This is a genomic window from Escherichia albertii, from assembly GCF_028622335.1.
In the GTDB taxonomy this organism is placed as follows: domain Bacteria; phylum Pseudomonadota; class Gammaproteobacteria; order Enterobacterales; family Enterobacteriaceae; genus Escherichia; species Escherichia albertii.
The window spans coordinates 493,570-507,047 of the sequence record NZ_CP117568.1 but is presented as its reverse complement, the minus strand read 5'-3'; the positions used below and the strand labels follow the sequence as shown (position 1 = coordinate 507,047).

The window sequence follows — 13,478 nt, the reverse complement described above, 5'->3', positions numbered from 1 at the left end:
CAGCGAAGTTAGCGACCGCCCATAATGGCAATGTAATCCTGTGTCCAGCGACTGTAGGGAACAAATTTTCCCCCTTCCGCAATAGGCGTTTTCCAGAAGGCAATTTTATCGAAGTAGTTAAAGCCGTTGGTTTCACAACCTTTATCGCCTAATAACGGACTGGCTTTACAGCCTTCCGGCACCACGGGCAGCGAGCCAAACCAGGCTGCCACATCGCCCTGCACTTTTGGTGTTAATGACCAGTTCATCCATTTATAGGCGCAAACTGGATGTTTCGCTTCGCTATGCAGCATAGTGGTGTCTGCCCATCCGGTGACGCCCTCTTTCGGGAAGACAGTGGCTATCGGTTGACCTTCGCCTTTCAGTGCGTTGGCCTGATACGGCCAGGCGCTGGAAGCCACTACCCCCTCGTTTTTGAAATCGCTCATTTGCACAGTGGTGTCATGCCAGTAGCGATGGATCAAACCATGTTGATCGCGCAGTACTTTCAGCACTGCCTGATATTGTTTTTCGGTGAGTTGGTACGGATCGCTGATGCCCAGCTGCGGTTGTGTAGCTTTGACGAACAATGCTGCATCGGCAATATAAATAGGGCCATCATAGGCTTGTACGCGACCTTTATTGCTTTTGCCGTCTGGCAAATTTTGTTCCACAAAAACCACTTGCCAGCTATCTGGCGGCGTCGGGAAGGTTTTAGTGTTGTACATCAGCAAATTCGGCCCCCACTGATACGGTGTGCCATAAACTTTGCCGCCAACGTTAAACCAGTCGCCTTTTACAACCCGTGGATCGATCGTTTTCCAGTTGGGGATCAGCGCGGTGTTAATCGGCTGTACGCGTTTCCCCATAATCAGGCGTAGCGAGGCATCGCCGGATGCCGTGACCAAATCGTACCCCCCTTTGGCCATCAGGCTAACCATTTCATCGGAAGTGGCGGCGGTTTTCACATTCACCGCACAGCCTGTTTCTTTTTCGAATTGCGTAACCCAGTCGTATTGTTTATCGGTTTGTCCGCGTTCGATGTATCCAGGCCAGGCGATAATATCCAGTCGTCCTTCAGGGTTATCTAAATGGGTCGGAGGTTCTGCGGCATAGGCAGTCATTAATGACATGCTGAGTGCACACAGGCTGCTGCGGGCAAATGTCTTGCTCATAAGGTCTTACTCCTGTCGTAATTAATTGTTCAGCAGCCGTGCCGTTAAAATATCTCCTCGTTTAACCATAGACGGCGGCTTGCAGGCGCACCTTCCCCCCTGAGAAAATTTAATCAGGTTGTGAGCTACCACGCATTATGCTGCCGGAGAAGCTATCTTCTGGAGTATAGACAAGGAGTTAGAAAATATGGCTTCTATTCGAATTTCATATTACCCAACCTGAGAGGAATTAAATTAAACGCTATTTCAGACGTTCTTGAATAAGTTTGCCTAATTGTTTTACCGCCTGTTCTTCACGCTCTCCCCACTGCCATGCAGTATTAAAGCGGAAAAAACGTGACCAGTTTTCGCCAGTGGAAAACATTTTGCCAGGCGCAATGCTGATCTGGTGTTCCAGACTCTGAAGACTTAATTCACCCGCATCCAACGGTTCGGGAAGTTCAAGCCACAGAAAATAACCGCTGTCATTGCGGTGTATTTTCACTTCTGCGGGTAGATAACGCAGTAGCGCCTGCCAGGCACGCTGTTTACGTTCCGCAAGCTGGCGACGCAGGCGCCGAAGATGGGCGTCGTAACGGCGTGTGGAAAGATAATCCACCAACGCAAGCTGCATCGGTGAGCTGGTGGAAAGCGTACTCATCAACTGCAAACGTTGAATTTTTCGCGCATGTTTTCCTGCTGCAACCCAACCGATACGAAAACCAGGTACCAGGCATTTCGAAAACGAGGAGCAATGCAGAACGCCATCGTGACGATCCCACGCTTTCGCGGGCAAGGGTTTTTCCCGGCCAAAATAAAGCTCGCTGTAAACGTCATCTTCAATCAACATCACGTTGTACTGATTGAGCAACGCCACCAGTCGCGCTTTTTTCTGCGGCGTTAAAGTAAAACCGAGCGGATTCTGGCTATTCGTCATTAACCAGCACGCTTTTACCGGGCACGCCTGCAACGCAAGTTCCAGCGCCTGAAGGTCGATCCCTTCGTTAACATCCGTCGCCACCGATAACGCCTTAAGCCGTAATCGTTCCAGCGCCTGCAACGCGCCGTAAAAACAAGGATTTTCGACTATTACCCAATCACCAGGTTCGGTTACCGCTTGTAAACAGAGGTTTAATGCCTCTAACGCTCCGGCAGTGATGACAATCTCATCGGGTGAAATGGTGATGCCCTGTAAAGCATAGCGACGAGCGATGGCCTGACGCAGCCCGGCGTTTCCCGGCGGCAGGTTTTCAATTACGCTCATCGCAGTGGCGGTTTTACTTACCTGCGCTAATGAGCGATTCAATTGTTGAAGCGGGAAAAGCCGCGGATCGGGAAAGGCTGAAGCAAACGGCACTACCGACGGATCGCGACTGGCCTGCAACATCTCAAAAATATAGGTATTGATATCGACCGTTTCATCGCGTGTTACTGGAACCGCGAGTGGCAATGGTGATTTTACCGTACGCGGCGCTACGTAATAACCTGACTGTGGCCGCGCAATAATATATCCCTGACTTTCCAGCAACTGGTATGCATGGCTGACAGTCATAAAACTCATGCCAGAGAGCGCCACTTGCTCACGTAGCGAAGGCAGACGATCGCCGGGCTGCCAGATATCTGACACAATTTGTTCGCGTAATTGTTCTGCCAGACGCTGATATTTTTTCATTATCGAATCGTTATGCGATACAGGTGTTCCGGCAGTCTATATCAGTTGTTAAAAATCACAACGTTTCATTAACTGTAATTATACCATCACCAGCGTCAATTTTTGTTGCATGGTGCACCACAAAAGAACCACATAACCGCCTTCCGGCACGGGTGTAAGAGTGATGGGATATAGCCGTAGCAACAGAAAGTGGTGCAAAATCAGGAAGGCGTATTGCAGAATTTCTTTGCGCTAATTTGCAAAACCGAATAACAACCTAAAAAAGCAATTGGCATCATAGCGGCAAAAGTTAAGGAAAAGGTGGCGGGATGTTTGCAAAAGCGTTATCGATAATGTTGCTGGTCTGCACATTGTTCTCAGGTCAGTTAATGGCGGGACACAAGGGACATGAGTTTTTGTGGGTGAAGAGTGTGGAGCATCAATTGCGACATGAAGCGGATAGCGATGAACTGCGCGCCGTAGCAGAAGAATCAGCAGAAGGCTTGCGCGAGCACTTCTACTGGCAAAAGTCGCGCAAACCGGAAGCGGACCAGAATTAATCAGATACGCTCTATCTTTCTTGCCGGATGCAACGTACCTCATTAAGATTCAATGAATTGCAAATAGCCCGATAATTTCACATATCGGGCTATTTTACGTAGAGGGTTACCCTTTGCGCTTCGGTAATGTTTTCAGCAGCTCATCCGGGCTGATGGATGCGACGACGCTTCCTGGCAACGGCATTTTCAGAATGTGGTTTTTAATCTTGCCGATAACGTGCATTTCACACGGGCGACAATCGAATTTCAGGGTTAACACTTCATCGCCGTTAACCAGTTGCATTGGCGTTGCCTTCCAGCTTTTGATATTACCTTTCGCCTGTTTCGGACACAGATTAAAAGCAAAGCGCAGACAATGTTTGGTGATCATCACCGGCACTTCCCCCTTCTCCTCATGCGCTTCATAAGCTGCATCAATCAGTTGTACGCCATAGCGGTGATAAAACTCTCTCGCTTTCTGGTTGTAGACATTTGCCAGGAAGGTCAAATGCGTTTGTGGATAAACCGGCGCAGGTTCAGCAACCGGTTTACGACTGCCGCGCTGGTAACTGGCGAGACGCGCAGTATCCAGCATTTCGGCGGCTTCACGGCGGAATTGATTTAACAGTCCGTTTGGCACAAACAATGCCCCCGGTAAGTTAATTTGCACATTACGGGCGTAATAAACCGTCTGTCCCAGCTTCGACAATCCGTCTTTCAGGTTATTGAGTGCCTTTTCGGCATTATTGGCCTCGTCGAATTGCCCATCCAGCGTATGTGTGATACTCACGCCCTCTTCGCTGGTCAGCGTCAGGATGAGTTGTTCTTGCCAGCCGCCAAGTTCGATATCCACCGCGACCCGACGCTCGCTGGAAGTTTTGGTTAACGCCTGTTGCCAGTTATGGTCGAGGTTACGGTTCAGAGGATGATGCGGGCGAATTTTATGCAGTTCTGCGGGCATCTCATTCGGCCAGACGCGGTAACGATTTTGTCCCGTTTTTTCAACCGTATTGGCACGAAAACCAACCACTTCTCGTTTTACCAGCACGTTAAGACCATCGCCATTAGCCAGCGGTTCCGTAACTTCAACATCCAGATGATCTTTCGCTACGTTCAGCACTTCGCCCACCGGCAGGCCGATAAATTTCGGCGAATCAAATGCGCCAATATCACCTTTACGTGCGTTAACAAAATAGTCGGTACTACCGCGATGGAAGGTTTTTTCCGTCGAAGGTACAAAGAAGTGTTCAGTTCGACCGGATGAAGCCCGCGCCAGATCGCCGCGTTCTTCAATAATGGCGTCCAACATTTGTCGATAATGCGCAGTGATATTCTTCACGTAGCTCATATCTTTATACCGCCCTTCGATCTTGAAGGAACGAACACCGGCATCAATCAACGCCCCCAGGTTAGCGGTCTGATCGTTATCTTTCATCGACAGCAGATGTTTCTCATAAGAAACCACCCGCCCCTGATCATCTTTCAAGGTATACGGCAAGCGGCACGCCTGCGAGCAATCGCCACGGTTGGCACTACGGCCCGTTTGCGCATGAGAGATGTAGCACTGACCGGAATAGGCCACGCATAATGCGCCATGAATGAAGAATTCTATGGTTGCGTCCGTGGCCTGATGGATCGCGCGGATCTGCTCCAGATTCAGTTCACGCGCCAGTACAATCTGGGTGAAGCCAACATCAGAAAGAAACTTCGCTTTTTCAACTGTGCGAATATCACACTGCGTACTGGCATGCAGTTCAATGGGGGGAATATCGAGCTCAAGGATCCCCATATCCTGCACGATTAACGCATCGACACCAACCTGGTAAAGATCGGTGATCAGCCGCCGCGCGGGTTCCAGTTCGTTATCATGCAAGATGGTATTCAGCGTAACAAAAATTTTTGCGCCATAGCGATGAGCAAACGGCACCAGATCGGCAATATCTTTCAGGCTATTACTGGCGTTATGTCGTGCACCAAAACCAGGGCCACCGATATAAACGGCATCGGCGCCGTGCAAAATAGCTTCGCGGGCAATGGCGGCATCGCGTGCCGGGCTTAACAGTTCAAGATGATGAGAAGATACGGTCACTTTCTTATCCAGTAGCTGAAAAATGGCGGCTATTTTAGCCACAAGCGTGACGTTGCGAAATAGTTTTCCCGCTTAACTGCGCGGGTAATGGATTAGCGAATGAAAATGCGCCGTCTGAGTGCCGCGGTTGTGACAGAAATGAGTAACATCCCGGCAAATGAGCGCCTTTTTATCGTCACAAGAAACAGATTAAAGAAGCGCCGTCTTCTGACGGCGCGACTGGAATTACTTTTTGTTGACGTCAAACATGGTGGCATCAGTCGCCATATCATCAATAACTTGCTTAATGTTTTCGAAAGCCATTGGCGTGTTTTCGTTATTCAGATCTTTACCCTGGCCCTGACGTACAACTTTGACAACCGGTTTGTTGGTTGCCGCATCAATCAGTTCACCTTCAAAATACAGGCGGGTATCCATGGTACGGTGCCCCGTCGCCATTTGTGTCCCCGCAACCACTAATGCAACAGGAACAACTTCGTAGAACTGTAACCCTTCTTTGCTGGTATCAACACCGGTAATTGCACCACGGAAAATCAGACTGCGAGGTCCAGCGGTGGTAACCAGTGGTTTACGCTGTGCAATCGCATCTTTCATTTTGGTGTTGGTATAACTCAAAATTTTATCCAGAACTTTCTGCCCTACCTGAGTGGATGGTTTAGGTACTGGATAATAGGTAATTGGATTCCAGACAATGCTGTCATATTTACTTTGATCAAAACCAGGCTCAACCCAACGTAAAACAGGTTTACCCGTTGCTGACGTTGCTTCTTTTAAATTGGAGTAATTGTTTAAAAAACCGGAGTATTTGTCCGGCTGAGTGATTTTAGAAGCACACCCGGACAGAGCCAACAAACCGCATAAAGCTGCAGCTTTTGCAATGGATGAAATTTGCATGAATAGTTTCCTGAATTGATTATATGAGTTTTTAAGTTATAGCAAAAAGCGCCGCTTCGTGTTGTGGCAAAAAAAGTGTTGGTGAAAATAAATTTCCAGCCCCTTTTCTGACGATATAGTCAATGACGAAAAAGGGGCAAAGTCAATTATCAGTAGTTAAATTTCAGTGGGTTAAGTTGATAAAAAACGTCACCCACTGTGATTCATTTCACATCACTTTGATCAAAAATGTGCTCTCAAAAAAGAACAGCGCTTCAACATCTCATCGCGGATCATTTTCATGCAAATTGTCTGTGTCCAGTTATTTTTTACGCGCCAGCATAGTCGCAAAACGCAGTTTAATACGATTACCGTTGGCGTCGGTGCGGTGCAGTTCACCGACGTCTTCATTGTATTTCACCATTTCCCAGCCTTCGTAATAACGGCGTAGCTCCCCTTCTTTAAAGGCAAACGGAAAACCAACAGTACATGGGAAATCCGCGGTATCCATCGCCGCCACAATCAGGTTATACCCCCCCGGTTTTGTGCAACGCTGCATATTGCCGATAAGCCCTGGAATCGTTTTTGCCTCCAGGAACATCAGCACAACGGTGGAAAGGATGAAGTCATATTGCCCGTCAAAAGTAAGGTTATTAAGATCGACGATCTGAGTGCGTAAATTATTCAGTTTTTCAATAGATTTAATACGCTCGACGTTGGCAATGCTCATGGCATTTTTATCCCATGCGTCGACATCATATCCATTGGCTGCCAGATAAAGGCTGTTACGACCATTACCACAGCCCAGATCCAGCGTTTTACCCGGTTTAATGACTTTTACCGCTTCCAGAACTTCTGAGTGTGTGCGGGTTAATTCATATTTGTCAGTAAAATAGTTTTCGTCACGAACGATCATTCTTTGTCCTCGGATTTCATTAAAACGGCGCGCTCAGTTCTGATTAACAATTTCCCCTGCATCAGAAGCGCGAAAGTACGAATGAGCAGTAATGCGATAATAAAATTGGTAAAGATAAATAACGGCACCGCCAGCGTATGGAAAAAACCATTATCGTTGCCGCTGCCAAGATGCAAGCCGGTAGTAGCCAGTGCGGATACGCCGAACGAGAAGCTCCAGAATGAGGCATTAAATGGTTGTGAGAGATACCACGGCATCAGACGCAGCATAAACAGCAGTTGCAGCAGCCCGTAACCGAAAAGCATTTTTGCCAGCGTGTCACCCTCGCCGCCATTAACGCTCAGCCAAGCACTGCACGCGACAAGCGCAGGCGCCAGTTGAATTCCCAGCGATGTACGCAGTGCCGTCGGTAACTCTCCTGAACTGCGCAGACGCTGCAAAATGACGGGTTCAAGACTTAGCCAGGAAAAAACACCAGCGCCTAAAAACACCAGACCCGCATCGGTATAACCCAGTGCGCCGCAGGCCATTGCGCTAATAAAGTTGTTCGCAACTGTCGGCAGATAAAGCCCCGGCGTGGTAGCTTCTTCTGGATGAGATCCTCGCCATAATCCCGCAGTTTGCCAGGCGGCATAAACCAGTTGAACCACAACGCCAATACTGAACATGCATACAGCCAGTGGGCGAAACCACGGAACAAAACCAATCGCCACCAGCATGGTGGTTGCCGGGAACAGGCTGACAAAACTGCTCATCACGGGATGACGTACTTCCGCAAGAACGCTGTGTGGAAAGCGTACCAGTCGGGTAATAAATGCTACGGTCAATAATCCCCAGGTGATCATCGCCAGAATTACCAGTCCATCCCCCAACCAGTGGCTGACTTGCCAAACCTGGCTGGCATAGCGCCAGGCGAATCCCATCCCTATCGTCCCCAACACAATACCAAAGTAACCTGCGGGTAAATTGAGCACTTTATCGCTCTGCATCTTATTACTCATTTTGTTTAATTTATAAAGTATATTTGAAATGCATTTTATGGAATTTTCCCGACCATAGCCAGAGTCGTAGAATTTGCTACGGTTATAGTAAGCCACCTGCGGGAAAACGCTATGCGCAAATATCGTCTTAATGAAGAACAACGAACCTTTAGTTATCAGAAAGATGGCTGCAAAAAGAGTGTGTTATTGCGGCAAATTATTGCTGTTACTGATTTTAACGATGTGATAGCCGGAACAGCAGGTGGTTGGATCGATGACGAAACTGTGCTGGCACAAGAAGGAAATTGCTGGATTTACGACCAGAATGCCATCGCGTTTGCCGGAACGGTGATAACCGGGAATACGCGCATTACCAGGAGTTGCGTGTTATGGGGAGACGTTTATGTCACAAATAACGTCTGGATTGATAACGCCGAAATCAGTCAGGGCGCCAGAATAAGTGACAACGTCACAATCAAAGATTCACTCATTTGCGGTCAATGCCGGATTTTTGGTCACGCCCATATCGACCAGCATTCAATGATCGTCGCCGCGCAAGGGTTAACCCCCGACCACCATCTTTTGCTACAAATCTATGATCACGCCAGAATCAGCGCCTCACGAATTGTTCACCAGGCGCAAATTTACGGTAACGCGGTCGTCCGGCATGCGTTTATTGAGCATCGTGCCGAGGTTTTTGATTTTGCCTGTATCGAAGGCAATGAAGAGAACAACGTCTGGCTTTGCGATTGCGCAAAAGTCTACGGTCACGGGCAAGTGATCGCCGGGATGGAGGAAGATGCTATTCCCACGCTTCACTACAGCTCTCAGGTTGCAGAACATGCCATTGTTGAAGGAAACTGCGTGTTAAAACAGCATGTTCTGGTCGGCGGTAATGCTGTTGTACGCGGTGGCCCGGTGTTACTCGACGAGCACATCATCATTCAGGGTAACAGTCGCATTACGGGAGCGGTCATCATGGAAAACCATATTGAAGTGACCGACCACGCAGTCGTCGAATCCCTTGATAACGATACTGTTTATTTGCGTGGCCCAAAAGTCATTAACGGTGAGGAACACATTACGCGAACGCCGCTGGCGGGGTTATTGTGAATCGATGATACGTGCGTATATATTCACATCATCATAAGCACCGTTGAGAAATTCAGCCTGTTTCAAGCAACCTTCCAGTACAAAACCATTACGCAACGCCACCTGATTGCTTTGTAGATTATCCACCCGGCATTTGATCACAAAACGTCTTAACTCACCACGCTGAGCATAATGGTGAATAAACGCCTGCAATGCCTGAGACATAATCCCCAGTCCCTGACAGGATTCGTCCAGCCAGTAACCAATTTCAGCGGTTTTATTCAGAGGCTCTATGCGATTAAATGAGATAACGCCGACAAGTTCATCCTCCCGGTAAATCATGAACATTTTGGCGTAGCCACGTTGATGCAACATCATATTGCCCTGCACCGTTTTCCACGTGTCCTCTTCGCTGTGAACAAACTGCGGCCAGTTTAGCGATTGTTGCAGCCAGGTTTTATTTTTACAGGTTAACTGATAGAGCGGCATGACATGGCTTTCTTCAACTGCACGTAATTCAAGTGATTCACTAACTTTAATCGTCTCGGTCATAATTCTTGCATCAGTTTAAAAAGCCGCCTTACTGGCGGCTTAGAAAGTTTATACCTCTTTGACACTCTCCTGTTGCAGGATTTTAAGCATCTCATCTTTCAACTGTAACTTCTGTTTTTTCATGCGGACCACTTCCGCGTTGTATCCTCGCCCATCAGAACCTTCCATCCTGGCAATTTCATGATCAAGCTTATTATGTTTATCGAACAAGGAAATAAAGCGAGGATTCTCGTTTTTCAGACGGGATATTAAATCTCGGTATTCTGGAAACATACGCACTCCCTGTTAGTGGCTGACAAAGTGTATGTAATACGCACCATCAGATTACTCATTTAACGTAGGGAAAAATGCGAGCGGGATCGTGTTTAGTCAGACGGCGCCTCCAGTAGAAGGCGCCGAAAAAATGGCAATTAATTCATCACGCGATCGTCAACGTACCGACGTTTATCCGGTGCTGGCGGGAAATATTGATACAGCCAGGTTTCGCTGATGGCATCCCCCTGGCAACGTAGATACATCCGCATATCGACCGGGTCAGTGGAGTCCGAAGTCGGATACCAGTCGAACTGAATACGATATCCATCAATCGGTTCGATGTAGAGAATTTCGATCTGCTTCGCCTCACCACTGGAAAGCGTAATGACGGGTTCAATGCCTTTCGGCGCAGCCGCTTTCAGATCGCCGCCGACAAAATCAACAGCAAAACGACGGGCCCATTTTTCTGGATAATGTTCGCCTGGCGCCCAGCCTTCCGGGAAACCACCCATCCCGGTACGTGTTGCCAGAACACGTGCCAACGGGCAATGAACGGGAGGCAGAGCACTCCAGTACAGACGATACTGGAATGCAAACTCATCACCGGCTTTTACTGCTTTTTCTGGCTGCCAAAAACAGACGATATTATCCAGCGTTTCACCGGTGGTTGGGATCTCCATCAGACCGATTGTACCTTTGCCCCATTTATTACGCGGCTCCACCCACAGGCTTGGGCGTTTGTTGTACCAGCCCATAATGTCCTGATAATGAGAGAAATCGCGATCCAGTTGCAGTAAGCCAAATCCTTTCGGGTTATTGTCGGTATAGGCATTGAATTGCAATTTCTGCGGATTATTCAGTGGACGACAAATCCACTCGCCGTTGCCTCGCCACATGGAAAGACGGTCGGAGTCATGGATTTGTGGATGAATGGTGTCGCACATCCGGCGCTCATTGGTGCCGCAGCTAAACATGCTGGTCATCGGCGCGATCCCCAACTGTTTTATATCTTTGCGTGCATACAGGTGGTTTTCAACATCCATAATCACCTGACTCTTCTCACAATGAATGGTGAACTTGTAAGCTCCGGTGATGCTTGCGCTATCAAGCAACGCGTAAACAGTGAAAGTTGTCGCCCCGGGTTGTACAGTATCGAACCAAAAAGCGGTAAAGTCCGGGAACTCTTCTTTGCTATCGGTGTACGTATCAATCGCCAGACCACGCGCCGACAAACCGTATTGATAAGTGTCATCAACGGCACGGAAATAACTCGCGCCGAGGAACGACACCACATCACGGCGCGCCAGTTCTGGAGCTTTAAACACGCGAAAACCTGCAAAACCGAGATCGCTTTGCCCTTCAAGTTGTTTGGTATCAATCCCCGTATCGTTGTACTTGAACAACTCCGGGCGGAAGTGAATTTCACGCGCCAGATGCGTTGCCGGATCAACAGAAAACATCCGTACGCGGCGGCGGAACCCCATGCCCATATGAAAGAATTGAGCATCCAGTTGACGGTTTTCGACGTTATGCCAGAGCGATTTCTCAGCGTCATATTGAATGCTGTTATAGGCCTGCGGCGTCATTGTCGCCAGAGTATCGGGTAACGGACGCGGAGCGCCACGCCACGGTTTTCGCGCTAAATCATGCGCCATCGATTGTAAAATAGAAAAATCAAAACGCTGGCTTTGCCCGTCGGCAATGTCCGAATCTGCTGCGAACGCAGCCTGAGAAAAAAGAGAAGCAATGCCGCTGGTACCGCACACGGCGGCCATAGCCATTGAACCTTTAATAAATCGTCTACGATCCATACCTGAAAGTGAGTCCTTCTGGTGTAGTGAATGGTCCCGCGCTGGTCGTTTTCAGCGGCAAGAAAATGCTTATTTGTGACCGCTCACTCTAGACAATATTTATTAATAATCCAATTGTTGAACACAGAGAATCTGCACAAATCGGCAAATTTTTTATGTCGATGGGAAGAGCCTGATTCGTTTGTAAAATCAGGCAAATTTTTGCAAAGCCGGAGGGGGCGAATTTAAAGCAAACCGCAGCGGCGTTTACTGCGTTCTTCCGCTTCCTGATAGAGCCGGAACTCATCAAAAACCGGGCAGCCCAACGCCTGTTCAAAGGCTTCACGACTGGCATTGCCGTGACTGCGTGCCTGTATTTCATCACCCAGATTTGACTGGAAGATCCCCGCCGCACTAACAGGCAAAAAATCTTCATAGGTAATAGGTTGCGCAACCACCCAACCTCGTTCAATTAAGGGTTGTGGATCGTCACCAGGATGAATCGCCTGACGATGCGCTTCACCTGACGGCGTCAGGCGATAGCGAAACCATGCCAGTCCCTGCTGACGCATCAAAAACTCGCTGTCAGGAAAAGCGCGAAAAGTTTCTTGTAGATGCAACTGATGCGTAAGATTATCCTGCCCGGTTCCAGCCTTACGCAGTAAATCGTCATACAACCGCCGCCCTTTCCGGGTTAATGCCGCGCCACGTTGCTCTATTTCACCAAAGCGGGCGGTATGCGTCCCCTGCTTTTGCCCCACAAACTGGACAACCTCTTCCAGTGCCTTAAAGCTGGTCTGGCGCAATAAAATGGGAACCTCACGACGCGGCGGTCCTTCAATGAGAATTTTCGGTTCAATACCGCACTCAGGCATCATTGACTGAACTCTGTCTATATCCAGAGTACGTGGCGTCAGGTGGTTAATATGACAGCCGGGGAAACAGACCACATCAGCAATCAGTCGATGTTCATCATGTAATGCATGATAGGTTTCTTTATCCACCGTTGCCGACTGATGCCAGCGAAATGTCTCCAGCGCTTCCTGCACAAACTCTCGCGTTTGTACTTCGTTAAAACGACCAGCCTGATCATATTCATCTAACAATTGCCGGCAACGCGGGGTAAAGATATCGCGCCGCTGTAAAATCTCCGCCGCCTTCTGGCGCAACGTTTCGTTTTCAATAAGCTCAAGACGAAGTAATGACGTAAAAACACGAAATGGATTATGCGCCAGTGAGGCATCGTCGACAGGACGAAAGGCCGTGGAATGAACCGGCACGCCTGCCTGCGAGAGATCATAATAGCTCACCGGATACATCCCCATAATGGCAAACATTCGCCGCAAAGTAGCAAGTTCCTGCGCGGTTCCAACACGAATCGCGCCATGACGTTCAACGTTAAGCCGCGTCAGTTCATCCGCATTCACCATTTTTTCATGCAGTTGGGGATTGTTTTCCAACACAGCCAGATTCACATCAGCTACCAGCTCCAGCAACGTACCGTACTGTGGAACCTCTTGCTGATACATGGCTGACATTGCCTGCGAAAATTGTTCCCGGATCTCATCCGCCGTGATGCTGTTCGCCATAATGCCCGCCCCCAGTGAT

Annotated in this window: 12 protein-coding genes; 2 read left to right on the top strand and 10 right to left on the bottom strand. The window is 48.6% G+C overall.

Annotated elements, in window-relative coordinates; all coding sequences use genetic code 11:
• Positions 1-8: 8 nt before the first annotated feature.
• Both ydcS and PS053_RS02450 read right to left on the bottom strand, forming a co-directional pair.
• Positions 9-1,154 (bottom strand): putative ABC transporter substrate-binding protein YdcS, encoded by a 1,146-nt coding sequence (gene ydcS / locus PS053_RS02455; RefSeq protein ID WP_000047411.1) that lies wholly within the window; start codon positions 1,152-1,154, stop codon positions 9-11.
• Between the two features lie 241 nt (positions 1,155-1,395).
• Positions 1,396-2,805: an aminotransferase-like domain-containing protein gene (locus PS053_RS02450; RefSeq protein WP_000760706.1), complete on the bottom strand. Its 1,410-nt coding sequence runs from the start codon at positions 2,803-2,805 to the stop codon at positions 1,396-1,398.
• 308 nt (positions 2,806-3,113) lie between these two features.
• On the opposite strand from PS053_RS02450, the gene PS053_RS02445 reads away from it, so the two are divergent.
• Positions 3,114-3,344 carry a DUF2554 family protein gene (locus tag PS053_RS02445; RefSeq protein ID WP_000457425.1) on the top strand — a complete coding sequence of 77 codons (231 nt, stop codon included), beginning with the start codon at positions 3,114-3,116 and terminating at the stop codon, positions 3,342-3,344.
• A gap of 106 nt (positions 3,345-3,450) precedes the next feature.
• Here PS053_RS02445 and rlhA read toward each other — a convergent pair whose 3' ends face one another.
• The 4 genes from rlhA to tehA form a co-directional block, all read right to left on the bottom strand.
• Positions 3,451-5,412 (bottom strand): 23S rRNA 5-hydroxycytidine C2501 synthase, encoded by a 1,962-nt coding sequence (gene rlhA, locus PS053_RS02440; protein ID WP_059216576.1) that lies wholly within the window; start codon positions 5,410-5,412, stop codon positions 3,451-3,453.
• Between the two features lie 225 nt (positions 5,413-5,637).
• Positions 5,638-6,306, bottom strand: coding sequence for a DUF3313 domain-containing protein (locus PS053_RS02435; RefSeq protein WP_059215890.1), 669 nt, complete (start codon positions 6,304-6,306; stop codon positions 5,638-5,640).
• Between the two features lie 301 nt (positions 6,307-6,607).
• Positions 6,608-7,201, bottom strand: coding sequence for a tellurite resistance methyltransferase TehB (tehB, locus tag PS053_RS02430; RefSeq protein ID WP_000636987.1), 594 nt, complete (start codon positions 7,199-7,201; stop codon positions 6,608-6,610).
• Positions 7,198-8,190: a dicarboxylate transporter/tellurite-resistance protein TehA gene (gene tehA, locus PS053_RS02425; RefSeq protein WP_125060737.1), complete on the bottom strand. Its 993-nt coding sequence runs from the start codon at positions 8,188-8,190 to the stop codon at positions 7,198-7,200. The genes tehB and tehA overlap by 4 nt, the downstream gene beginning before the upstream one ends.
• 123 nt (positions 8,191-8,313) lie before the next feature.
• Between tehA and ydcK the strand changes: the two genes are divergently transcribed.
• The gene (gene ydcK / locus PS053_RS02420) at positions 8,314-9,294 is read left to right on the top strand and encodes a YdcK family protein (protein WP_001234011.1); all 981 of its coding nucleotides are present in this window, start codon (positions 8,314-8,316) and stop codon (positions 9,292-9,294) included.
• Here ydcK and rimL read toward each other — a convergent pair.
• The 4 genes from rimL to hglS all read right to left on the bottom strand — a co-directional run bounded on the left by rimL (position 9,286) and on the right by hglS (position 13,459).
• Positions 9,286-9,825: a 50S ribosomal protein L7/L12-serine acetyltransferase gene (gene rimL, locus PS053_RS02415; protein WP_137646881.1), complete on the bottom strand. Its 540-nt coding sequence runs from the start codon at positions 9,823-9,825 to the stop codon at positions 9,286-9,288. The two genes, ydcK and rimL, sit on opposite strands and share 9 nt — an antisense overlap.
• A 48-nt stretch (positions 9,826-9,873) precedes the next feature.
• Positions 9,874-10,098 (bottom strand): HP1242/YdcH family protein, encoded by a 225-nt coding sequence (locus PS053_RS02410; protein WP_002462169.1) that lies wholly within the window; start codon positions 10,096-10,098, stop codon positions 9,874-9,876.
• A 137-nt stretch (positions 10,099-10,235) separates the two neighbouring features.
• Positions 10,236-11,891 (bottom strand): glucan biosynthesis protein OpgD, encoded by a 1,656-nt coding sequence (gene opgD, locus PS053_RS02405; RefSeq protein ID WP_000375933.1) that lies wholly within the window; start codon positions 11,889-11,891, stop codon positions 10,236-10,238.
• 224 nt (positions 11,892-12,115) lie between these two features.
• Positions 12,116-13,459 carry a 2-oxoadipate dioxygenase/decarboxylase HglS gene (gene hglS / locus PS053_RS02400; protein WP_000013820.1) on the bottom strand — a complete coding sequence of 448 codons (1,344 nt, stop codon included), beginning with the start codon at positions 13,457-13,459 and terminating at the stop codon, positions 12,116-12,118.
• Between the last annotated feature and the right edge of the window lie 19 nt (positions 13,460-13,478).